The organism is Devosia sp. CAU 1758 (genome assembly GCF_054482695.1).
In genome coordinates, this window is the sequence record NZ_JBTLRJ010000002.1 from 709,476 (window position 1) to 732,847 (window position 23,372).

The 23,372-nt window shown below is 62.5% G+C and carries 22 protein-coding genes and 1 pseudogene; 4 read left to right on the forward strand and 19 right to left on the reverse strand.

Going from position 1 to position 23,372, the window contains the following annotated elements; translation table 11 throughout:
- Positions 1–158 precede the first annotated feature (158 nt).
- The 8 genes from ACXYMS_RS09495 to ACXYMS_RS09530 all read right to left on the reverse strand — a co-directional run bounded on the left by ACXYMS_RS09495 (position 159) and on the right by ACXYMS_RS09530 (position 8,478).
- Positions 159–1,172 carry a type II secretion system F family protein gene (locus ACXYMS_RS09495; protein WP_458905722.1) on the reverse strand — a complete coding sequence of 338 codons (1,014 nt, stop codon included), beginning with the start codon at positions 1,170–1,172 and terminating at the stop codon, positions 159–161.
- A gap of 14 nt (positions 1,173–1,186) precedes the next feature.
- The gene (locus tag ACXYMS_RS09500) at positions 1,187–2,161 is read right to left on the reverse strand and encodes a type II secretion system F family protein (RefSeq protein ID WP_458905723.1); all 975 of its coding nucleotides are present in this window, start codon (positions 2,159–2,161) and stop codon (positions 1,187–1,189) included.
- Between the two features lie 2 nt (positions 2,162–2,163).
- Positions 2,164–3,516, reverse strand: a complete 1,353-nt coding sequence (locus ACXYMS_RS09505; RefSeq protein ID WP_458905724.1) for a CpaF family protein — start codon at positions 3,514–3,516, stop codon at positions 2,164–2,166.
- 184 nt (positions 3,517–3,700) lie between these two features.
- Positions 3,701–4,975, reverse strand: coding sequence for an AAA family ATPase (locus ACXYMS_RS09510; RefSeq protein WP_458905726.1), 1,275 nt, complete (start codon positions 4,973–4,975; stop codon positions 3,701–3,703).
- A gap of 25 nt (positions 4,976–5,000) precedes the next feature.
- Positions 5,001–6,416, reverse strand: a complete 1,416-nt coding sequence (locus tag ACXYMS_RS09515) for a type II and III secretion system protein family protein (protein ID WP_458905728.1) — start codon at positions 6,414–6,416, stop codon at positions 5,001–5,003.
- 19 nt (positions 6,417–6,435) lie between these two features.
- Entirely contained in the window at positions 6,436–7,347 is a 912-nt protein-coding gene (gene cpaB / locus ACXYMS_RS09520) for a Flp pilus assembly protein CpaB (protein ID WP_458905730.1), read from the reverse strand.
- A 304-nt stretch (positions 7,348–7,651) separates the two neighbouring features.
- Entirely contained in the window at positions 7,652–8,152 is a 501-nt protein-coding gene (locus ACXYMS_RS09525; RefSeq protein WP_458905732.1) for an A24 family peptidase, read from the reverse strand.
- Between the two features lie 149 nt (positions 8,153–8,301).
- The gene (locus ACXYMS_RS09530) at positions 8,302–8,478 is read right to left on the reverse strand and encodes a Flp family type IVb pilin (protein ID WP_458905734.1); all 177 of its coding nucleotides are present in this window, start codon (positions 8,476–8,478) and stop codon (positions 8,302–8,304) included.
- Positions 8,479–8,859: 381 nt separating this feature from the next.
- Between ACXYMS_RS09530 and ACXYMS_RS09535 the strand changes: the two genes are divergently transcribed.
- The 4 genes from ACXYMS_RS09535 (at position 8,860) to ACXYMS_RS09550 (ending at position 11,281) form a co-directional block, all read left to right on the forward strand.
- Positions 8,860–9,306, forward strand: a complete 447-nt coding sequence (locus ACXYMS_RS09535; protein WP_458905736.1) for a pilus assembly protein N-terminal domain-containing protein — start codon at positions 8,860–8,862, stop codon at positions 9,304–9,306.
- A 129-nt stretch (positions 9,307–9,435) separates the two neighbouring features.
- Entirely contained in the window at positions 9,436–10,011 is a 576-nt protein-coding gene (locus ACXYMS_RS09540; RefSeq protein ID WP_458905738.1) for a TadE/TadG family type IV pilus assembly protein, read from the forward strand.
- Positions 10,008–10,583, forward strand: coding sequence for a TadE/TadG family type IV pilus assembly protein (locus ACXYMS_RS09545; protein ID WP_458905740.1), 576 nt, complete (start codon positions 10,008–10,010; stop codon positions 10,581–10,583). Before ACXYMS_RS09540 ends, ACXYMS_RS09545 begins: the two co-directional genes overlap by 4 nt.
- A 71-nt stretch (positions 10,584–10,654) precedes the next feature.
- Positions 10,655–11,281, forward strand: coding sequence for an HAD family hydrolase (locus ACXYMS_RS09550; protein WP_458905742.1), 627 nt, complete (start codon positions 10,655–10,657; stop codon positions 11,279–11,281).
- A 103-nt stretch (positions 11,282–11,384) separates the two neighbouring features.
- Here ACXYMS_RS09550 and upp read toward each other — a convergent pair whose 3' ends face one another.
- The 11 genes and pseudogenes from upp to ACXYMS_RS09605 form a co-directional block, all read right to left on the reverse strand.
- A complete protein-coding gene (upp, locus tag ACXYMS_RS09555; RefSeq protein WP_458905743.1) occupies positions 11,385–12,026 on the reverse strand; it encodes a uracil phosphoribosyltransferase in 642 nt (213 codons plus the stop codon).
- Between the two features lie 23 nt (positions 12,027–12,049).
- Entirely contained in the window at positions 12,050–13,267 is a 1,218-nt protein-coding gene (locus tag ACXYMS_RS09560; protein ID WP_458905744.1) for a phosphopentomutase, read from the reverse strand.
- A 5-nt stretch (positions 13,268–13,272) separates the two neighbouring features.
- Entirely contained in the window at positions 13,273–14,595 is a 1,323-nt protein-coding gene (gene deoA, locus ACXYMS_RS09565) for a thymidine phosphorylase (RefSeq protein ID WP_458905745.1), read from the reverse strand.
- Positions 14,596–14,603: 8 nt separating this feature from the next.
- Positions 14,604–14,894, reverse strand: a complete 291-nt coding sequence (locus ACXYMS_RS09570; RefSeq protein ID WP_458905747.1) for a DUF6958 family protein — start codon at positions 14,892–14,894, stop codon at positions 14,604–14,606.
- A gap of 4 nt (positions 14,895–14,898) precedes the next feature.
- Complete coding sequence (locus ACXYMS_RS09575; protein ID WP_458905749.1) at positions 14,899–17,259, reverse strand: aldehyde dehydrogenase family protein; 2,361 nt, start codon at positions 17,257–17,259, stop codon at positions 14,899–14,901.
- Positions 17,260–17,402: 143 nt separating this feature from the next.
- The gene (gene deoC, locus ACXYMS_RS09580; protein WP_458905751.1) at positions 17,403–18,392 is read right to left on the reverse strand and encodes a deoxyribose-phosphate aldolase; all 990 of its coding nucleotides are present in this window, start codon (positions 18,390–18,392) and stop codon (positions 17,403–17,405) included.
- Positions 18,389–19,183 (reverse strand): purine-nucleoside phosphorylase, encoded by a 795-nt coding sequence (locus ACXYMS_RS09585; protein ID WP_458905752.1) that lies wholly within the window; start codon positions 19,181–19,183, stop codon positions 18,389–18,391. Before ACXYMS_RS09585 ends, deoC begins: the two co-directional genes overlap by 4 nt.
- Entirely contained in the window at positions 19,180–19,590 is a 411-nt protein-coding gene (locus ACXYMS_RS09590; RefSeq protein ID WP_458905754.1) for a cytidine deaminase, read from the reverse strand. The genes ACXYMS_RS09585 and ACXYMS_RS09590 overlap by 4 nt, the downstream gene beginning before the upstream one ends.
- Before the next feature lie 27 nt (positions 19,591–19,617).
- Positions 19,618–20,592: an ABC transporter permease gene (locus ACXYMS_RS09595; protein ID WP_458905756.1), complete on the reverse strand. Its 975-nt coding sequence runs from the start codon at positions 20,590–20,592 to the stop codon at positions 19,618–19,620.
- A complete protein-coding gene (locus ACXYMS_RS09600) occupies positions 20,592–21,680 on the reverse strand; it encodes an ABC transporter permease (protein WP_458905757.1) in 1,089 nt (362 codons plus the stop codon). Before ACXYMS_RS09600 ends, ACXYMS_RS09595 begins: the two co-directional genes overlap by 1 nt.
- 116 nt (positions 21,681–21,796) lie before the next feature.
- Positions 21,797–23,347 (reverse strand): annotated as a pseudogene (locus ACXYMS_RS09605) (ABC transporter ATP-binding protein); the annotation flags it as partial.
- Positions 23,348–23,372: the final 25 nt, after the last annotated feature.

Below are 23,372 nucleotides of genomic sequence, written 5' to 3' on the forward strand. Positions count from 1 at the left end.
GACTGGCAGGATAACAGCCCGCTCTCAAACTTCTGTTCTGTTCCCGCTCTGTCTCGGCCGCCAATTTGTATGCTTTTGCAAGAGGCTCATCCGAAGCCGCCATTCCCCTTGCCACCCCGTAGTTGCCGTCCCGGGGCGAGCCCCCTGCCCTCGCCGCCTCAGCCGCCACCCATAGTCCTGGACACCGACCCAGTAAACACCTGGATCATGGCGGGGGAGAGGATGACGATGAAGAGGACCGGCAGGAAGAAGATGATCAGCGGGACGGTGAGCTTGGGCGGCAGGGCGGCGGCTTTCTTTTCGGCTTCCATCATGCGGCTTTCGCGGCCTTCCTCGGCCATGACGCGCAGGGCCTGGCCGACAGAGGTGCCGTAGCGATCGGCCTGGATCAGGGCCGTCATCACCGACTTGACGTTGTCCAGCCCGGTGCGGCGCCCGAGATTGTCATAGGCGCGGGTGCGATCCTCGAGGAAGGAGAGTTCGGCGGTGGTCAGGGTCAGTTCCTCGGCCAGTTCCACCGACTGGGCGCCGATTTCCTTGGCGACGCGCTTGAAGGCGTGTTCCATGGACATGCCCGCCTCGACGCAGAGCAGCAGCAGATCGAGCACATCGGGCCAGGCGCGGCGGATGGACAATTGGCGCTTCTGCGTCTTGTTGCGCAGCAGAATGACCGGCAGATAAGCGCCGAGCAGGCCAGCGCCAATGGCATAGACCAGGTTGAGATAGGTGGGGCGATCCCCGGGCGAGAGGATCAGCAGATAGATGGCGGCCACCGCAAAGATGGCGAGCGGATAGACGAGGCGCTGGAACAGGAATCTGGTCAGCTCCCCCTGCCCGCGCAGACCCGCCATGGCCAGCTTGTCGACGGTTGAATCGTCCTGGAAGGCCTTCTTGAGGTCGAAGCGCTCCACGGCCTTTTTCATATAGGACTTGGCCTCGGTGCCGCGCCGCATCGAGGTGCGGCCATCGGCATTGAGATTGCCACCACGCAGGCGGGCCATTTCCTCGGCCCGCATCTTGTCGCGCTCGACGGCCACGCGTCTGATGCGGCCCTTCATCTCGCGCCGGACAATCAGCGAGGAGCCGAAGGTGAAGACCACGGCTGCCGCCGAGACGGCGGCCAGGACGGCGATGAGAAAATCGCGCTGGGTGAGCAGTTCGACAATGTTCATGGAACCGACCTCCCCTAAACCTCGAACTGAACCATGCGGTTCATGACAAAGATGCCGGTGGCCAGCATGACGACGCCGACACCCAGGCAGAGATTGCCGATGGGCGTGGTGAAGAGCGGCACCAGATAGCTGGGCGAGACCAGCGATACGAGAATGGCCACGACAATGGGCAGCGAGCCGATGATGCCGGCGGAGGCCTTGGCCTCGGACGACATGGCCTTGACCTTCTGCTTCATCTTCTTGCGATTGCGCAGCACGCGGGCGAGGTTGCCCAATGCCTCGGAGAGATTGCCGCCAGCCTGCTGCTGCACGGAAATCACCACGACGAAGAAATTGACTTCCGGCAGCGGGACCCGCTCAAGCAGGACCTGCACCGCCTCGGTCATGGAGAAGCCGAAGCTCTGCTGGTCGAGAATGCGGGCGAATTCGGACTTCACCGGTTCCTTGGTGTCCTTGGCGACGACACGCATGGAATCATTGAGCGGCAGACCGGTCTTGACGCCGCGCACGATGGCTTCGATGGCGTTGGGCAGTTCGTCGAGGAACTTGTTCTGATAGCGCTTGCGCTTGTGCGAGACATACATGCGCGGCAGCAGGTAGGCGCCGGCCAGTGCGAAAATGGCGGCGAAATAGAACGGGACCTGGGCCAGGAACAGGATGATGAACAGGCCGACGCCGAAGATGACGGAATTGCGGATGAAGGTCGCCGGTTTGATGGTCATGCCGGCCTGGAAGATCAGGTCGGAGAGCTTGAGGCGCTTTTTGGCATTGAGCTCATCGGTCTGGGACTTGAGTGCCTGCTGCACATTCTTGCGGCGGCTTTCGCGTGTGCGGCTGGCGTCGGCTTCGAGCCGGTTGACGCGAATATTGCCCTGAAACGCCTTCATGCGCTGCTGGGCTCGCTTATTGCCCAGCGCCGAGGGCACCAGGGCAAAGCCGGCGGCGCCGATGGTGATGACGAAGAGGGCGAGAAGCAGGAGCATTGTCATGGTCAGCGTCCCATGATCTCGTGCTGCTCGACATTGGCCTTTTCAAGCGCCTCGACCAGATTGGCCTCTTCGTTGAAATAGCGCGCCCGCTCGGTGAATTGCGGCTTGGTGATGCCGGTGGAGCGGTGCTTGCCGATCAGCATGCCGTTCGAATCCTCACCCAGGATGTCATAGACGAAGACGTCCTGGGTGACGATGACGTCGCCTTCCATGCCCAGGACTTCGGTGATGTGGGTGATGCGGCGCGACCCGTCGCGGAGGCGCGCGGCCTGGACAATGACGTCGATCGAGGAGACGACCATTTCGCGAATGGTGCGGCTGGGGAGAGCATAGCCGCCCATGGTGATCATGGATTCGAGACGGCTGAGAGCTTCGCGCGGCGAGTTGGCGTGGAGCGTGCCCATGGAGCCGTCATGGCCGGTGTTCATGGCCTGGAGCAGGTCGAAGCTCTCGGGGCCACGGACTTCGCCGACGATGATGCGTTCAGGACGCATGCGCAGGCAGTTCTTGATGAGATCGCGCATGGTGATCTCGCCCTCGCCCTCCAGATTGGGCGGGCGGGTTTCGAGACGCACGACATGGGGCTGCTGGAGCTGAAGTTCCGCCGAATCCTCGCAGGTGATGACGCGCTCATCCTTTTCGATGAAAGCGGTGAGGCAATTGAGCAGCGTCGTCTTGCCTGAACCGGTACCGCCCGAGATCAGCACATTGGCGCGGACGCGCCCGAGGATGCGCAGCACCTCGGCGCCTTCGGGGGAGATGGAGTTGTATTTGACCAGCTGCTGGAGGGTCAGCTTGTCCTTCTTGAACTTACGAATGGTGAGCGCGGCGCCGTCGATGGCCAATGGGGGCGCGATGACGTTGACGCGGGAGCCGTCGGGGAGACGGGCGTCGCAGATGGGCGAGCCTTCATCAACGCGGCGGCCGACCTGGGACACGATGCGCTGGCAGACATTCATCAGATGGGCGTCGTCGCGGAAGCGCACATTGGTCAGGCGCACCTTGCCGGCCACTTCGATATAGCATTTCTGCGACCCGTTCACCATGATGTCGGCGATGTCGTCGCGGGCCAGCAGCGGTTCCAGCGGGCCGTAGCCGAGCACGTCGTTACAGATGTCCTCAAGCAGGTCTTCCTGCTCGGAAATGGACATGACGATGGACTTGAGCGCGATGATCTCGGCGACGATGTCGCGGATTTCCTCGCGAGCCGCCTGCGTCTCCATGGTCGCAAGCTGGCTGAGATCGATCGAGTCGATCAGCGCGTTGAATATGGCCGACTTGGTCTGGAAATATTCCTTGGCGCGCTGCGCATCGGCGGGTGCCCGCACATCGAGCACCTCGTCGGTGGTGCGCATGCGGGCCGCCATGGCGTCCCCATCGCTGGAGCGGCGCTGCTGTGGTGCGGGAACGGGAGCAGGCGGGGGGCTGGCAACCGGACGCGGTGCCTCGCTCAATCCCGGTGTATTGCCTCCGAATGTGGTGCGCTTACCGAACATCTATTCCCTGCCGTCCTTGGTCGTTTCCCTGCACGCGTCCGCTCTAGGCCCGCTTCTTGAAGAGGGATGGGAGCCTGAGCAGGCCGCCGGACTTGCCGGCGCCGTGGCTGGCCTGCCGGCCGGTGACCTGCATGCCAATCGAAGAGAAGGTCTCGTTGACTTTGTTGTTGGCCGATACCTCGGCGATCATCTGGCCGTTATTGGCGGCCGTGCCAAACAGCGCCGCATCAAAGCCGATCTGGCCGATCAGGCTGCACTCCACGGAGCTCGCAAATTCCCCGGCGCCGATTTCGGGCCGGCGCGGAACGCCCTGCTTGTTGATGACCAGCTTGGGGGCGCTGTCGGTGGGGCGCAGCGCCTTGATGGCATCGGCCAGGTTCTTGGCATTGCGCAGATTGGCCAGATCCGGCTCGGCCACGATGACCACGTCATCGATAGAGGCTAGGGTCTGGCGGGTCCAGGCATTCCAGGCATGGGGAATGTCGAGCATGATGACCGGCACGCTTTTCTGGCACATCTCGATGACCTGCTCGAATTCGCGTTCCTCGAAGTCCCAGGTGCGGTCGAGCGTGGCCGGGGCGGTCAGCAGATTGATGTGATTGGCCGCCTTGCTCATCAGGCGGTCCAGCATGGTCTGGTCGACCTTCTGGTTGGCCAACACCGCATCGGCGAGGCCATGCGGCGGATCCTGATTGAAGTTGAGGCCAGCGGTACCGAAGGCCAGATCCATGTCGACGATCAGGCAATCCTGGCGAAGGCCCGTGGCGACGGACCAACCGACATTGTGGGCGATGGTGGACGATCCAGCACCGCCCTTGGCCGAAATGAAGCCGATGGTGCGCCCGATGGGTGCAGCGCCTTCGGCAGCATAAAGCTCGGTGATGGCGGTGACGATCTCGGCCGAGGTGGCGGGGAGCACGACATATTCGGAGATGCCCGAGCGGATCAGTTCGCGATAGAGCAGCACATCGTTCACGTGGCCGAGCACGATGACCCGAGTGGAGGCATCGCAGACTTCGGCCAGACGGCCGAGGCTCTGGGGAATATCCTCAGGCGACAGTGTCGTCTCAACGACGATAAGATTGGGCGTGGGGTTGGACTTGTAGGTCTCGACCGCGCCGTCGATGCCGCCATTGTGGGTGGTCAGCGCCACCTTGGACATGCGCCGGTCATGCATGGCGCTTTCCACCAGCTGGGCGGTCTGGGAATGCTCGCAGAAGGCCTGGATGGTGATACGCGGCACCAGCCGCGCGCCAGAGGCGATCTCGGCCGCCGGCTCTTCGATCTGGGCGGGCTGCTCAGGGGTGAGGAAACTCATGGGAAACGCTGCTCCTGATCCGCAATCAATCCAGCACGAAGCCGACCGAGCCGGAGAACCCAGCCCGGAACTCGCCCGTCGCGCCGACGCCATACATATGTTCCAACCGTCCGAGGAAAACGCCTTCAGCATCGCTGGCCATGCGCGAAGTATCCGTGGGCACGGCGATGGAATTGGCGGGGCTCGGGGCCACGAGATAGGGGGTGACCAGGATCACCAGCTCGGTCTGCTGGGTCTGGTATTCGCGCGAACGGAACAGCGCGCCCAGGATGGGAATGTCACCCAGAACAGGAAATTGCTGGATGTTCTGGCTCGACGTTTCCTGCAGGAGGCCACCAATGGCCAGGGTGGTGCCGCTGGGCAGCTCGACCGAGGTCGAGGCCTCGCGCTTGGAGATGGACATGTCCGACTGCGGCTCAGAGACCGAAGTCTCGACCTTGAGGCCAATATTGCCATTGGACTTGACCACAGGGGTAAAGGCCAGCTCGACGCCATAGGGCTTGAAGGTGACAGTCCGGGTGAAACGGTTGTCCTCGTCTTCGGGATCGAAGGTGTAATAGGGCAATTCGCCACCGGCCAGGAAAGTGGCTTCCTCGCCCGAAATGGCAGTGAGCGTAGGTTGAGCCAGGATGCGCAGAGCGCCGCGGCCCTCAAGAGCGCGCAGGGCGCCGGCCACGCCCTCGGTGGTGCCGAACACAGCGTCGATACCGTGTGGAATGTCGCCATCCACAACGGCATTGGTGAACTGCACCAGGTTGGTCAGTCCCACGCTGAAGGCAGCGCCCAGATTGATGCCGAACTGCTTGGCGACATCGCGCTTCACCTCCGAAACCGTGACCTGCAGCATGACCTGCTGGGCCCCGGAGACGTCCAGAATACTGGCAACGTTATCGGCGCTGCCGGCAAACTGCACGGCGACGGCCAAGGCCCGATCCCGATCTTCGGCCGAGAGCACGGTACCGGTCAGGACGACGCGATTGGTGTCCCCGGCAAGGGTGACCGATTCCACATTGATGCGCGATCCGGGGATGACGCGGGCCAGCGCGGATTCCAGCGCATTGCCCACCTGGGAGGGCTGCTCGATGACCTTGAGGTCGAGCACCTGAATGGTGCGTCCATGGTCGTCAAGGAAGAAGACATTGGTATCGCCGCCCGCGATGCCTTGAATGATGGCCCGGGTGCGGGTGCGCATGATGGCAGCAGCGATATCGGGCTGCGAGACGATGACCTCGGCGACGCCGGCAGGCAGATCGAGGATTATGGACTTGTTCAGCTCGACATCGAGCTTGCGCACGGCGCCATAAGCGCTGCCGGAAATGGTGACCTGGGCCTGTGCCTGGGCCAAGGCCGGTGTCGCGCAGGCCGTGGCCAGCAGCAGCGCCGTGAGGCCGGTGGCCAGGGTGACGCGGGGTGTGGAGCGGGGTCTGAATGCGCTTGTCATATCCATCGTCTTCTCGCCCCTATTGTGGCAGGACCTGGGGCGCATCGGGCGCCGCCTGGATCTGGGTGTATTCGGGCTGGGTCATGGCATCGGCCGAGGAATAGTCAGAGGCAGCGGCGCTGCTGCCAGCCATCACGCTCTGTTCCTTGCCGTAGCGGATGAGGCGGACGGCCTGGTTGGTGCTGGCCGTATCGGCGTCGACGCCGTTGAAATCGGCCACCGAACGCAGCGTCAGACTGAGCTGGCCGCGTGTGGAGGCATTGACCAGGGTTTCGGCCTGGGCCGGATCGAGTTCGAGCGTGGCGATGGTGGCATTGTCAAAAGTCACCGGGGTGGGGCTGGTCTCCGCACCGCCCTCGTCGCCGCCGCTAACACCCATTTCGCCAAGGCGCTTGCCGATGGCGAGAACGCGCACATTGGAGAGGATGACTTCGGAGCGCTGGCCCATTGCCGAAGAGGTGGTGAGCAGCACATCGACATGATCATTGGGTATGACGAAGCCGCCGGCGCTGGAGGCTGCCGTAACGGTCGCGGAGACACCGCGCTTGCCCGGCGCCAGTACAGCGGAGAGATAGCCCTGATCGGCGCGCACCAGCTTGGCTTCGCGGATCGGCTCGCCGGGAAAAAATTCGAAACGCGCCACCGCGCCGGTCAGCTGGGCCGGGGCGTCTGGCATGGCGGCGATGGTGACATATTCCGGGCGCAGCGCGCCCTGCGGCCAATCCTGCCATTCGACGCGTTCGGTATTGAGCCGCTCGCCCACACCGATCGGAGCCTTGGCCACCAGGATCTGGGTCTTGGCTTCCTCGACCACCTGGGTCACGACCTGGGTGTCGGGCGCCGGGGGACGGCCGCCGCGCGTCACCAGGAAAGCGGCGAGCGAACCGGCCACAAGGGCTACCAACAACAGGACAATACGCGCCGGTCTCATGACCTACTCCGGTTGTTCCAGAGCAGCAGGCGTCGGTTGACGCGCCACGCCGCTCTATCCATTTTCTCGCATCGCTGGCGCCAAGACCGGCGTCCGGTCTTTGGCACGATGCGCGGGAGGGGCAAGAAAAGCCCATTTCCACCGGCTGGACTATGAAACCAAAGGGTCAAGGTTTAGTTAATCAGAACTTTGCAAAAGGCGTTAACGAGTTATGAATGCTTGCTTTTTGCGAGTGGTGGGCACAAACGGCTATGGCACCAGCGACAGGATCGCTGGTGCAGGGCAAGATTGCAGGGCGTGGATTTCAGGCCGCGAGGCGTTCGAAGATGACCGTATTGGAATAGGTCAGCAGCCCCGCCAGCGCCATCGCTACGCCATAGGGTATGCCCCGCTTGCGATCGAGCAGGCGGGTCAACCAGGGCATGGAGGAAGCGATGCGGGGCATGGGCGCGCGGCGCAGCAGCAGGATGGCGAGGGTCAGCACGCCGCCCAGGATAGCGGTATAGGCCAGGTAAGGCAGGGTCATGCCAAAGCCGAGCCAGAGCGTGGTGGCAGCTGCCAGCTTGGCATCGCCGCCCCCGATCCAGCGCAACGCGAACATGGCAAAGGCCACGACCAGCACCACGAAGGCGCACAAAACATGCATGGCGAACTGCTGCAGGGGCATTTCGATGATCAGCGCCATGACCACGAAACCGGCCGCCAGGAGCAGCACCAGCTTGTTGGAGATGCGCATGGTCAACAAATCGGACGACGCCGCAAAGGCCATGGCCAGAGGAAAGAACAGAAGGGCAATGGTGGACATGTCGCGTACCCCGGAGGACGTCAAGCGTGATGCCAGCGTGACAGAGGGGACTTAACAAAGCGCAAAGGGAAGGCCCGAGGACCTTCCCTTCCCAAACGCGATTTCTCCGGGGCAGCCGGTGCCGTGCGACACCGGAGGCCCGTAGAAACTTAGGTTGGCATATTGTTGGTAAGCGTATTGGAGATACCGTTGAAGAGGTTACCAAGGCTATCACCGAGGGCGGTGGCAGCGAGGATGATACCAACGGAGATGAGCGCGGCGATCAGGCCGTACTCGATTGCAGTCGCGCCCGACTCGTCCTGCGCGAAACGTGCGAAAATGTTCATTCCCAGGCTCCTTTTACACGTCCTCAGTGACGGCAGTGTCGGACCACGTCACACATCGAACATGGCCAAACGCTACCGTCCACAGGTTGAAATAGCGTTAACCCGCGCGTTGTCCACTGAACTTGGGGACGGCGCATTTATCTTGCTGATCAACAAGTTACCCAAATATTTAAATGTTTATCCATTGGATTTTGCGTAGGGCAAGGTCCGAAGCCTGCATCTGCACTATCCCTTCATTGGAACAGCGCCCGCATATGCGAGAGAAATAGTGCAGGGCGGGGATGAGCCGCGGGCCCGGGCGCTTTTGCAGCCACGTTTGCCAAGTATTTACCATTCGGGGGGATCGTAGGGGACAGCGTATCAGTACCCCGGATTTCCGCCATGTCCCGCCTTGCCATCATTGCCCTGTTGCTTGCCGCGACCCTTGCCGGGCCAATGCCCGCCCAGGCCCAGGACGGCGCGCCGATCAGCGTCAATGTCAACATGGCGCGGGTGTTGCGCATCAGCGCCCCGGCGGCGACCGTAATCGTGGGCAATCCCGGCATTGCCGATGTCACCATCCAGGACCCGCAGACGCTGATCCTGACGGGCAAGAGCTATGGCCAGACCAATCTGATCGTGCTCGACAGCCGCGGCGAGCCGGTGGCCGACACGCTAATCGAAGTGGTGCAGATGACGGCGGGCGTGATGACCGTCTATCAGGGCCAGAGCCGCACCACCCTCTCCTGTGCGCCGGTGTGCCAGCCGGTGGTGATGATGGGTGACGATGCCGGTTTCTCAGGCCAGACGCTGGCTTCCTCGCAGCTGGTGCAGTCGGCGGCCAACTAGAGCAGCGTCCCGTCCACGCCGATCATCGGCGATTAGGACTTTGTTTACCGCATCTGCGCCCAGTGGTGCCCGAGGCGACGATCCTAACCTTTGGGTTAGGGTATAACCGTAGTCTCTGCCGACACTTCAATGGGCAGAGGCCGGGTGGCTGTGTTCGGCATTTCGAGGAAAGACCTGCACGAAACCTTGCGGCGGCTGATGCGCGACGAGCGAGCCGTCACGGCGGTCGAATTCGGCATGCTGGCCTTGCCCTTTTTCGCCATTGTCGGAGCAATCCTGCAGACCTCCGTTGTCTTCCTCGCCGCGCAGGTGCTGGAAAGCGCCGTCAATGACGCGTCGCGCGCCATTCGCACCGGGCAGGTACAGACCGGCAGCGTTACGCTGGAGCAGTTTCGCGCAGATGTCTGCGGACGGCTGTTCGGCCTGTTCGCCGACTGCGACGGACTGCATGTGCGGGTCAATGTGGTCACCAATTTCCAGTCGGCCAGCGTGGCGCCGCCGCTAGCGGCCGATTGCACCGCGCCCTGCGACTGGAGCGAGGCGGAAACCTGGACCCCGGGCGTGGGCAAATCCGTGGTGCTGGTGCAGGTCTATTACCGCTACCCCGTCGTGGTGCAGCTAGGGCCGCTGGGCATGTCGAACATGGGAGACGGACGCCGCCTGATCGGCTCGGCCACCGTATTCCAGAACGAGCCGTTCTCATGATGGCGGCAATTCGCCACAGCCTGTCCCGGCTTGCCAGGCTGCGCCGCGCCGAAGGCGGAACGGCGGCAGTGGAATTCGCCCTCATCCTGCCAGTCATGCTGATGGTCTATCTCGGTACGCTGGAGGCCGGCACGCTGATTACCATGGATCGCAAGGTGCAGTCGGTGGCAGGGGCGGTCGGGGACCTGGTGGCGCGGGCGGACGAGGTTATCACCGAAACGCAGATCCAGGATTATTTCCGCGCCGCCAGCGGCATCATGACCCCCTATTCGCCCGCTGCGGTGCGCCAGGTGGTGACTGCGGTGGAGGTTCGGGCCGATCGCACCACCGAGGTGATATGGACACGGCAATATCAGAACGGGACCTATTCCAGCAGCACGCCGCATATCGTGGGTGACGAATTTCCCCTGCCGGCGGAGATGATCGACATCTCGCTTGATCGCATGATCATTGCTGCGGAGGCCTCCTATTCTTATACGCCGCTGCTGGGCATCGTCATCGATACGCCAATCAATCTCTACCGCTCCAGTTTCTTCATGCCGCGCTTCGGGGACGATATCGAACTGAACTGAGGCCCGCTTGCCCGGCCCGCCGCGCCATGCCACAAGCCGGGCACCTTGTCCCGACTGGCCCGGAAGAGAACATGCAAGAGCACGACACCATCATCCCCGTCTTCGATCTGGGCGGCGTCTTCGTCGACTGGAACCCGATGTATCTGTTCCGCACGCTGTTCGAGAGCGAAGAGGACGCGCTGTGGTTCCACCAGAATATCTGCACCGGGGACTGGAACCTGGAATTCGATGCGGGCGAAATCTATGCCGAGGGCGTGGCCAAGCTGATCACCCGCTTTCCCAAATACTGGAGGGAAATCCAGGCCTTCGACACACGCTGGAAAGAGACCGTGGGCGGGTTCATCGAGGGCACGATCGATATACACAATGAACTGATCGAACAGGATATCCCCACCTTCGCCATCACCAATTTCTCCTGGGAGAAATGGGTGAGTTGCCTGGGCGAATGGCCGTTTCTCGAAAAATTCGACGGTGTAGTCGTGTCAGGGCTGGAAGGCCTGGTGAAGCCCGATCCGCGACTCTACCGCGTGTTCTGCGAGCGCTATGGGCTGGCGCCGGATTCATGCGTCTTCATCGATGACAGCGAGCCCAATATCGTGGCCGCCCGCAAGTTCGGCATGCATGGCATCTGGTTCAAGGATCCTGTGCATCTGCGGGCGGATTTGATTGCGCTGGGGCTGCCGCTCAAAGCGAAGTAAGGAAAGGCAACGCACAGATCGTTCCATCCGCACACTCCTCGCCCTCGGGCCTGACCCGGGAGTGACGATCGGTGGTTTGGAGAGGATCGGAAATCCTTTCCGCTTACCGCGTCCCGTACATGCGGTCGCCGGCGTCGCCCAGGCCGGGGACGATATAGCCCTTTTCGTTGAGGTGGCTGTCGATCGATGCGGTGAAGACCGGTACGTCGGGATGGGCCTTGGAGAAATTGGCGATGCCCTCCGGCGCGGCGAGGAGGCAGAGGAAGCGGATGTTGTTGGCGCCGCGCTCCTTGAGCTTTTCGATGGCTGCCGTTGCCGAATTGCCGGTGGCCAGCATGGGGTCAACCACGATGATCAGGCGATTTTCCAGGTGGCTGGGCGCCTTGAAATAATATTCGACCGGCTCCAGCGTTTCGTGATCGCGATAGATGCCGATATGGGCGACGCGGGCGGCCGGGACCAGGTCGAGCATGCCATCGAGCAGGCCATTGCCGGCGCGCAGGATGGAGGCGAAGACCAGCTTCTTGCCCTTGATGGCCGGCGAGTCCATCTGCGACATCGGCGTCTCGATGGGGATCATTTCCAGCTCGAGATCGCGGGTAACCTCGTAGCACATCAGATGCGCGATCTCGCGCAGCAGGCGCCGGAACCCCGCAATGGAGGTCTCCTTGTTGCGCATGATGGTCAGCTTATGCTGGATCAGCGGGTGATCGATGACCGTCACATTGCCTTCGGTTCTGCTCATCGACACACCTCTTGTCTGTTGGTTCAGAGAAAACTCTTGCCGTGGCGGCCGGGGGCCAGTCCCAGCCACGCAGCTATGCTTTCACCTATATCAGCCATGGTCGGGCGAATGCCAATCTCTCCCATGGGCAGGGCTGGGGAAAAGACGAGGATCGGCACCTGTTCGCGGGTGTGATCGGTGCCCGGCCAGGTCGGATCATTGCCATGGTCGGCGGTGAGGACCAGCAGGTCATCGTGGCGCAGCTTTGAAATCAGCTCGGGCAGACGAGAGTCGAACAGTTCGAGCGCCGCCGCATAGCCGGGCACGTCGCGGCGGTGGCCATATTCGCTATCGAAATCGACGAAATTGGTCATGATGAAGGCCCGATCGGCAGCCATTTCCATGGCATCGAGGGTCTTTTCGAAGAGCTGATGAATGCCGGTGCCCTTCATCTTGTGGGTGACGCCGGAGCCGGCATAGATGTCGGAAATCTTGCCGATGGCATAGACCTGATTGCCGGCGGCCTGGTTGCGATCAAGCAAGGTCGGCTCGGGCGGGGCAATGGCGAAATCGCGGCGATTGCCGGTGCGCTTGAAGGTTTCGGCACTCTCGCCCACGAAGGGGCGGGCGATGACGCGGCCGATTTTCAGCGGCTCGGTCAATTCGAAGGCAATGCGGCAGATGTCGTAGAGGCGTTCGAGGCCGAAATGGCTTTCGTGGGCGGCGATCTGGAAGACGCTATCGATGGAGGTGTAGCAGATCGGCTTGCCGCTACGGATACTCTCCTCGCCCAACTCGGCGATGACCGTGGTGCCCGAGGCATGCCTGTCGCCCAGAATACCGGGCAGATCGGCGCGTCGGACGAATTCGGCGATCAGATCGGGCGGAAATGTCGGCTGGGTTTGCGGGAAATAGCCCCATTCGAAGGGCACCGGGACGCCGGCGATTTCCCAGTGGCCCGAAGGGGTATCCTTGCCTTTGGAGATTTCGCGGCCGACACCGAAGCGACCGCCTCTCGGGGTATCGGACAGGTTGGGCGGCAAGGAGCCGGTGGAGAGCTTGACGGCCGCGCCAAGGCCCATGGCGTCCATATTGGGGACGTTGAGGGGGCCGGTCCGCAAGCCGGCGCGGTCGGCCTTGCCCGCGGCAGCCCATTCGGCGATGTGGCCGACAGTGTTCGCGCCTTCATCGCCATATGCATTGGCATCGGGTGCGCCGCCGATACCGACGCTGTCGAGGAGGCAGACAATGGCGCGGGGCATGGACGTTACTCCTGGGGCACGATGCGATCCGCTATCAGCGGAAAGGCGTGCGCAATTTCGCCAAATCCATAGGCGCGCTTGATTCGCGCCTCGGCGTCGCTGGCGCTGGCCTCGTCGGCAGCATGAATGCGGGCGATGGGTGTGGCGTTGTCGGCAATGGCGCCGAGCGGAGCCAGCCGGTCGAAACCGACGCGGTGGTCAATTGCGTCGGTGGGGGTGGCGCGGCCACCGCCCAGCGCGACCACCGCCATGCCGACACCGCTTGTGTCGATGGTGTTGATGGTCCCCTGCTCGTGTGCAAAAACGTCGCGGATGATGGGAGCGGGTGCGAGGTGAGTGTCCATGTGATCGATGAAATCCACGGGACCACCCAGGGCCGCGACCATTTTGGCGAAATGTTCGGTGGCGCGTCCAGAATCGAGGGCCTTTTCGACCTGGAGGCGGGCGTCGTGCAGCGAGGTGGCCTTGCCTGTCATCAGGACGAGTTCCGCACAAAGCGCCAGGGCGACCTCGCGCAGGCGCGGGTCCTGATGCTTGCCGGTGAGGAAATCGACGGCATTGCGGACTTCGAGGCCGTTGCCGGCGGCGGAGGCCAGCGGCTCGTTCATATCGGTGATGAGCGCCCCAGTTTTCAAGCCCGCGCCATTGGCGACGGTGACGAGGCTCTGCGCCAGATCGCGTGACTTTTCCAGCGTCGGCATGAAAGCGCCGGAGCCGGTTTTCACGTCGAGGATCAGTGCGTGGAGGCCGGCAGCGAGCTTTTTTGACAAGATTGACGCAGTGATCAAAGCGATGGATTCGACCGTGCCGGTGACGTCGCGGATGGCATAGAGGGTCTTGTCGGCTGGCGCGAGATCGGCGGTCTGGCCGATGATGGCGCAACCGGCCTCCTTCACAACCTTGCGGAACAGGGTGTTATCGGGGCTGGTGGTATAGCCGGGGATGGCGTCGAACTTGTCGAGCGTGCCGCCGGTATGGCCAAGGCCGCGCCCGGAAATCATCGGCACATAGACGCCGATGGCGGCCAGGATTGGCGCCAGCATGAGCGAAACATTGTCGCCGACGCCGCCCGTCGAATGCTTATCGGCTACCGGGCCATCAAGATCGGACCAGTCGAGCACGGCGCCAGAATCGCGCATGGCCAGGGTCAGCGCGACGCGCTCTTCCATCGACATGTCTTGGAAATAGACCGCCATGGCGAAGGCCGCGGCCTGAGCTTGGGACACCGAACCACCGGCAAAGCCGGCTATGAACTGAGCGATGTCATCCTGCGTCAGGGCCTCGCCATTGCGCTTTTTCAGGATGACTTCCTGGGGAAGAAAAACCATGGAAGGGCCTAGAGCCTGTAGAGCCGGACAGGCGGCTTGTCAGCCCGCGCGATGACCTTTTTGGCCTCAAGATCGAGTTGAACCGCCTTGACCCACCAGCCGGCCTTTTCACCGCCGGGGAACAGGTCCTGCGGCAGTTTTGGCCGGACGGCGCCAATGAGATCGGTGACCGACATGCCGGGCGCCTCATCGGGCAAGGCGGCCAGAACAGCCGCCTTCATGGCAGTGAACTTGTCAGCGTCGACCCGATAGATCTTGCCGGGCTGGCCGACATTTTCGATTTCGATTTTCTCGGCCATTGGTTCAGACTCCGTATGGGATCCAGACGTTTTTGACCTGCGTAGCCCGGCTGAGGAAATACTCGCCGGCAAAGCGCGGGTCAGCGAGATCGTAGTAGAGACCGCGGCTGGTCCAGGTCTGCTTGAGATTGCCCACCGAGGCCTTTTCGACCATGGCGGAGGTTTCGGCATTGCCGGCGCACCAGAGGGCATCGACGCCGTCGTGTTCGGCCAAGGTTTTCGCCAGAGCGACGCTGTCGCCGGTGACGATATTGACGACGCCCGAGGGCATGTCGGAGGTTTCGAGCACCTGGTAGAAGTCGGTCATCGACAGCGGCGACCGGTCGGAGGGGACCAGCACCACTGTATTCCCCATGGCGATGGCCGGGGCCAGCAGGGCGACCGAGCCGAGCAGCGGACGCGACGGGGGCGCGACTATGCCGAGAACGCCGAGAGGCTCGACCATGGCCGCAGCGACCATGCGCTGTGGCGGGTTATGAATGGCGCCATCATATTTGTCGGCCCAGCCCGCAAAGCCGAAGAGACGCTCGATGGAGGCCTGAACCTCCCCTGCACCGTCCTCGCCGGTCTGCGCCTTGATGCGAGCGGCGAATTCGTCGCGGCGATAGTCGAGGTTTTCGGCGAGGAAGTAGAGGATTTGCGCGCGGGTGTGCGCTGCGGTTGTGCCCCAGCCGAGGGCGGTACGGGCGGCTTCAATGGCGTTGCGAATATCCTTGCGATTGCCTTCGCCGACTTCGCCCACTTCCGTGCCGTTGGGAGCAAAGACCGGACGATTGTAACCAGAGTCAGGGCGAGCCTGCTTGCCGCCGATATACATTTTGGCGGTCTGGTCGATGGCGCCGGAACCCAGCACATCGCCGGGCTTGACCGGGGCCAGAGCGGGGGCGGGCTTCAGGTCCTTTTCCCAGTTGTGCTTGAGATAGGCACCCATGCCCTCGCGGCCACCTTCGCGGCCATAGCCAGATTCCTTGTAGCCGCCGAAGCCGACGGCGGCGTCGAAATTGTTGGTGCCGTTGATCCAGACGACGCCCGCCTTGATCTTGGGGGCAATGTCGAGCGCCAGGTTGATGTTTTCGCTCCAGAGCGTCGCGGCTAGGCCGTATTTGGTGTTGTTGGCCAGCGCCACGGCTTCCTCGGGGGTGCGGAAGCTCATGGCCACCAGCACCGGCCCGAAAATCTCTTCAGCGACCAAGGTATTGGCGGGCGAGACATTGGTGACAAGGGCGGGTTTCAGGAAACAGCCCTTGGCCGGGACCTGCCCATCGGGCTCATAGACCACGGCGCCTTCGGCGACGCCCTTTTTCATCAGGTCCTTGATGCGCTCGACCTGCACCGGGGCGACCAGCGCGCCGATGTCGATGGATTTATCCAATGGATCGCCAACGCGAAGCTTGGCCATGCGGGTCTTCACCTTGGCGATGAAGCGCTCCTCGATGCTTTCCTGCACCAGAAGGCGCGAGCCGGCGCAGCAGACCTGGCCCTGATTGAACCAGATGGCTTCGACGAGGCCTTCGACGGCGCTATCGAGATCGGCGTCCTCGAAGACAATGTAGGGCGACTTGCCGCCCAGTTCGAGGCTGAGGCCCTTGCCCGAGCCGGCGGTGGCGGCACGGATAATCTTGCCCACTTCGGTGGAGCCGGTGAAGGCGATCTTGTCGATATCGGGGTGATTGACGATGGCGGCGCCGGTGTCGCCCTCGCCGGTGACGATATTGACGACGCCCTTGGGCAGGCCGACGCGCTCGCAAATCTCGGCGAAGAGGAGCGCGGTCAGCGAGGTGAATTCGGCAGGCTTCAGCACCACCGTGTTGCCGGCGGCAAGCGCCGGGGCGATTTTCCAGGCGAGCATCAGCAGCGGGAAATTCCACGGGATAATCTGGCCGCAGACGCCATAAGGCACCATGCCGGGGAACTGGTTCGACAGATGGGTGGCCCAGCCGGCGTGGTGGTAGAAGTGGCGCGCGACCAGCGGAATATCCGCGTCGCGGCTTTCGCGGATCGGCTTGCCATTGTCCATGCTTTCGAGCACGGCAAAGAGGCGCGCGTGCTTCTGCACGGCGCGGGCGATGGCATAGAGATATTTGCCGCGCTCGTAGCCGGAAAGGGCGCCCCAGGTCTTGAAGGCGGTACGAGCGGCCTTCACCGCCGCATCGACATCGGCGGCACTGCCATCGGTAATGTCGGCCAGCTTGTCGCCGCTGGCGGGATTGTCGCTGGCAAAGGTCTTGCCGGGCTTGGTCCATTTGCCATTGATGAAATGGCCGAATTTGCGGCCATGGCTGTCGAGCCAGGCATTGGCCTGATCGGGCGTTTCGGGCGCCGGGCCATATTCAAGGCTATCGAAGATTTGCGCGATCTTGTTCATTTCGGGTCCTCCCGGCCAAGCTCCGTCTTAGCGGACGTAAGGCCGTGTGAGCGTTTAGTCCGGGCCCTGCGAGCGTAGCTCTCCGGGCGTTCTTCGTTCAAAACGGTCCACTGGACCGTTTTGCGGGCTTCGCCCGACACTCATCACACCATCGGCTGGCGATAATCGGCGGCGTAGTGCCCGGTCAGCCCGTGCTCCAATTGCCGTTCGATGTCGGTCAGCAGCGAGCTTGCACCGAAGCGAAAGAGGTGCGGCTGCAGCCAGGTATTGCCCAGTTCTTCCTTCATCAGCGCCATATATTTCAGCGCGTCGCCGGCCGTGGCGATGCCGCCGGCGGGCTTGTAGCCGATCTCGATGCCGGTTTCCTCGGCGAACCAACGGATCATGCGGATCATGGTCAGCGAGGTGACGAGGTTGGCGTTGACCTTTTCCTTGCCGGTGGAGGTCTTGATGAAATCGGCGCCGGCCAGCATGCAGACCAGCGAGGCCTTGGCGATGTTGGTTTGGGTGGCGAGTTCGCCGGTGCCGAGGATGGTCTTGATATGGGCGTCGCCGCAGGCTTTTCGGAAGGCTTTAACCTGATCGTAGAGCGCTTGCCAGTCGCCTCTGAGGACCATGCCGCGTTCGATGACGATGTCGATTTCCTTGGCGCCGTCCTTCACCGATGCCTCGATTTCGGCGATCTTGGTCTCGACCGGGGCGAGGCCATGGGGGAAGGCGGTGGAGACAGCGGCGACGGGAATGCCTGTGCCTTCAAGGGCTTGGACGGCTGTGTGGACGAAGGTGTGATAGACGCAGACGGCGCCGGGGAGGATGCGGAGATCCTGAACGCCGAGTTTTTCGCGGATTTCGGCGCGCAGCGGATTGCGGGCCTTGGCGCAGAGGCGCTCTACCCTCCCATCGGTGTCGTCGGCGTTGAGCGTGGTCAGGTCGATCATGGTTATGGCCTTGAGAAGCCACGCCAATTGATAGTCCTTCTTGACCGTGCGGCGGGCGCCGATGGAGCCGGCGCGGCGTTCGAGGGCCGAGCGGTTCATGCGGACACGTTCGACCCAATCGAGGTCCAAGGGGTAGCCTGGATTGCGCTTATGAACGGCTTCTGAACGCGCGGTGTCGACGACCTTGAGACTCATAGCTCCTCCACCAGCGCGGGAATGAGCTTTTTCAGCTTCTCCGCGCCTTCAACGGCCATGTGCTTGGTATGCTCATGGCTGATATTTTCACCCGAGAGGCCGGCGCCCATATTGGTGATGGACGAGCAGGCCCAGACTTTCATGCCCAGGAAACGCCCGAGAATGACTTCGGGAGCCGTGGACATGCCGACCGCATTGGCGCCGAGGCGCATGGCCATCTGGATTTCGGCGACCGTTTCAAAGCTCGGGCCGGAATACCAGAGATAGACCCCCTCCCCGAGGCGGTAGTCGAAGTCGCTTGCCAGCCGGGTCGCCCTGGCGCGCAGGTCGAGGTCGTAGCAATTGACCATGTTCACAAAGCGGCGGTCGGTGGGCTCACCGATCAGCGGGTTCATGCCGGCATAATTGATGTGATCGGCAATCAGCATCAGGTCGCCGGGCTGGAAGCGCTCATCGACCGAACCGGCCGAATTGGTCAGCAGCAGCGTCTCGGCGCCCAGATCGGCCAGGGTTTCCAGCGCCGGGCGCATGGCGGCGGCATTGCCGTGTTCGTAGTAATGTTCGCGGCCGGTGAGGACGGCGATGCGCTTGCCGCCCATGTGGCCGATGATGAGATCGCGGCCATGGCCGGACACGCCACCACCCGGAAAGCCCTTCAGTTCCGAATAGGGAATAAGGACCTTGTCATCCATCAAGTCGCCAATGGCGGAGAGACCCGAGCCGAGCACCAGGGCTGCGGCGATGGGCTCGCTACCGGCAATCTTGCGGATGGTCTTGGCGGGCTTGGTCACTTCCCCAAGAACTCCGGGCCGAATGAATGCGGCAGCAATTGCTCGACTGTCTGCACCAGCGGGGTGCCGTCGACGCCGTGGGAGACGATTTCCACGTCGAGATCGGCGAATTCGCGGATGCGCTGGCGGCAGCCGCCGCAGGGGGTGACCGGGGTGGCGCCGGGGCCGGTGACATAGACGCGGCGGATGCGCTTGCCCCCGCCGGCCAGCATGGCGGCGATGGCGCTCGGTTCGGCGCAATTGCCCACCGGATAGGCGGCATTCTCGACATTGCAACCGGCGTAGATCTTGCCGTCATCGGCGAGAATGGCGGCGCCGACCTGAAACTTCGAATAGGGCGCGTAGGCGTATTTGCGAACGGCCTCGGCGGCCTCATACAGGGCCTTGTCCATCTCGTGCATGATCATCGTATCTCCGGCGCCAGGCCCGCGGGCCTAGCGCTCCTTGGTATAGGGCGCGCCGGCGGCCTTGGGGGCTACGGCGCGGCCGATGAAGCCGGCCAGCAGCACCACGGTCAGGATATAGGGCAGTGCCTGAATGGCCTGGACCGGCACTTCGCCAATGATGGGGAAGACCTGGCCCTGGACGCGGAACTGAACTGCGTCGAGGAAGCCGAACATGAGGCAGACCAGCAGCGCCGGGCCGGGACGCCACTTGGCAAAGATCAGTGCCGCCAGCGCGATATAGCCGCGCCCGGCCGACATGTTGTTGTTGAAGCCGGCAGACTGGGCGATCGAGAGATAGGCGCCCCCGATCCCGACCAGCACAGCGGTGATGATCAGAGCAGAGTAGCGCAGGCGCGTCACCGAAATGCCGGCGGTGTCGATGGCCTTGGGGTTTTCGCCCACGGCACGCAAGCGGAGACCGAAGCGGGTGCGAAACAGCACCCAAGCCGTGACCGGCACGGCGGCGAAGGCGAAATAGGTGATGATGTTATGGCCCGAGATCAACTCGCCATAAATCTGTCCGATGACCGGCACATCGCGCAGCTGTTCGGCAAAGGGCAGCGAGATCGGGTTGAAGCGCTGGTCACCCGAAAGCTGAGGCGTATAGCCGCCGCGCTTGAACCAGGACTGGCCCAGAAAGGTGGTGAGACCGGCGGCGAGAAAATTGAGCGCCACACCCGAAATGGTCTGGTTGCCCTTGAAATTGATCGAGGCAAGGCCGTGAATGCCGGAGAACATCAGCGCCGCGCCAATACCAGCCAGAAGGCCAAGCCAGGCGGAGCCGGAGACCGCAGACATGGCCGCCGCGGCGAAGGCAGCCGCGAGCAGCTTGCCTTCAAGACCGATGTCGATGATGCCGGAGCGCTCAGAATAAAGTCCGGCCAGCGACGCGAGGATCAGCGGTACGGCGAGGCGCGTCGTGGAGTCGAGAATGAGGGTAATATCGACGAGGTATTGTTCCATCATCTGCCTCCCGCTGCCGGATCAGGCTGGGCGAGGATACGCCCCAGCGGTCCGCGCATCATATCGCCCATGGCTCCGGTAAAGAGGATGACCAGCGCCTGAATGGTGACGATCATTTCGCGGGTAATGCCCGGCATCTGGAACGCGAGCTCCTGGCCGCCCTGATAGAGCATGCCGAACAGCAGCGCGGACAGGCCCACGCCGATGGGATGGCCCTTGCCCATGAAGGCCACCGCAATGCCCACAAACCCGGCGCCGTTGACGAAATTGAGGATCAATCGACCCTGCACGCCGCCGACATTGTTGACCGCGACCATGGCCGCAAAGGCACCGGCGAGGGCCATGATGACCATGATGGTCTTCTGGTTGGAAATACCGGCATAGTTGGCCGCCACGGGATTGTTGCCCTGAGCCCGCACAGCATAGCCAAACTTGGTGCGCCAGATCAGCCAGTAGACGAAAAACAGCGCCGCGATGGCGAGGAAGAAGGTGAGATTGACCGGCGAATTCCGGAACAGTTCGATAAAGCCACGCAGTTGCGGCACGCGCGTGATGGCCTCGAGCGGCGCACTCTCGTCGGAATTGACGCCTTCAGGCTTCAGGATGCGGCTGATGATGTATCCCATCAACGAGACCGCGATGAAGTTGAACATGATGGTGGTGATCACCACGTGGCTGCCGCGCTTGGCCTGCAGGTAGCCGGGGACAAAGGCCCAGGCAGCGCCGAACAAGGCGCCGCAGATGATCATGAGCGGAAAGACCAGCGCCCAGTGCATGCCATTGAGCGCCAGGCCAATCAGAATGACGCCCAGACCGCCCACATAGGCCTGGCCCTCGGGGCCGATATTGAAGAGGCCCGCATGATAGGCCAGCGAGACGGCAAGGCCCGCAAAGATAAAATCGGTGGTGTAATAGAGGGTATAGCCGAAGCCCGAGCCATAACCGAAGGCGCCATAGAGCATGATGCCCACGGCCTGGAGCGGGTTCTGCCCGACGGCCAGGACGATGAGGCCGCCAACAAGGAAGGCCAGGGTGACATTGAGCAGAGGCAGGAGAACGACATCGGCCCAGCGTGGCAATTGGGTCATCAGTTGGTATCCCTGCCGGAATTATCTTTGGGGCTCATTTCCACCAGCGTCTGCTGCACAGGCGTTTCGTGCTCGGGCAAGGTACCCGGTTCGGTGACTTCACGATCAGGATGTGAACCGGTCATGAGGAGACCCAGTTCGGTCTCGTCGGCGGTGGCCGGATCGGCTTCGCCGACCAGATGCCCGTCGAAGAGCACCAGGATCCGATCCGAGAGCGAGCGAATTTCGTCCAGCTCCACCGAGACCAGCAGGATGGCCTTGCCGGCATCACGCATCTTGATGATCTGGTTGTGGATGAACTCGATGGCGCCGATATCGACGCCACGGGTCGGCTGGCCGACGATCAATACATCGGGGTCGCGTTCCATTTCACGCGCCAGCACCAGTTTCTGCTGATTGCCGCCCGAGAAATTGGACGTCTTGAGATCGAGATTGGCCGGGCGCACATCGAATTTCTTCATGTACTCCTCGGCGGTTGCCCGGGCCTGGCCGATATCGAGCGCCGGGCCTTCGCCATATTTGCCCTGATAGCCGAGGATGGCGTTTTCCCAGGCCAGGAAATTGGTGACAAGGCCCATGCGCAGACGATCCTCGGGCACATGGGCAAGGCCGGCCAGCCGCGCCCGGGAGGCGCCGTCGTCACCGTCGAGCGAGAGCGCCTTGCCATTGACGCTGATGGAGCCGCCAAGCTGGTCGCGCATGCCGGCAATGGATTCGAGCAATTCGGACTGGCCATTGCCGGCCACACCGGCAATGCCGACGATCTCGCCAGCGCGGACCTGGAAACTGATGTTCTTGACCCGCGGAACCTTGAAATCGTCGGTGACGATGAGGTTCTGGACGTCGAGCATGACCTTGCCGGGATTGGCCGGGCCCTTTTCGACCCGCAGCAGCACACGGCGGCCGACCATGAGTTCGGCAAGCTGTTCGGGGCTGGTGGAGGCCGTATCCAGGGTTGCCACCATCTCGCCCTGGCGCATGACCGATACTTCATCGGTGATCGCCATGATCTCGCGCAGCTTGTGGGTGATCAGGATGATGGTCTTGCCTTCGGACCGCAGCTTGCCCAGCACGCGGAACAGATGGTTGGCTTCTGCCGGCGTCAGCACGCCGGTAGGCTCGTCCAGGATGAGGGTCTCGGCGCCGCGATAGAGCGCCTTGAGGATTTCGACGCGCTGCTGCTGGCCAACCGAAAGGTTTTCCACAATGGCGTCGGGATCGATCTCGAGCCCGTAGTCACGGGCGAGTTGCTTCAAGTGGTCGCGCGCCCGATCAAGCGTGGGCTTGAGCAGAGCAGAATCCTCGGCCCCCAGAACCACGTTTTCAAGCACGGTGAAATTGTCGACCAGCATGAAATGCTGGTGCACCATGCCGATGCCCAGCGCCAGCGCATGGCGGCTGTCGGTGATCTTGTGCACCGTGCCATCAACATGAATGGTGCCGCTGTCGGCCGTGTAGAAGCCGTAAAGGATCGACATCAACGTCGATTTTCCGGCGCCGTTTTCACCCACAATGCCATGCACCGTGCCACGCTTGACGGCCAGGTGGATGTCCTTGTTGGCGTGAACCGGACCGAAATGCTTATTGATGCCGACAAGCTCGATAGCGAGCGCTGAGGCAGCGGCCCCGGAGGACCGCTGCTCGTTTGCCGGGTTAAGACCTGTCATCGCAGTCCAACCCCTTTAAAGGACT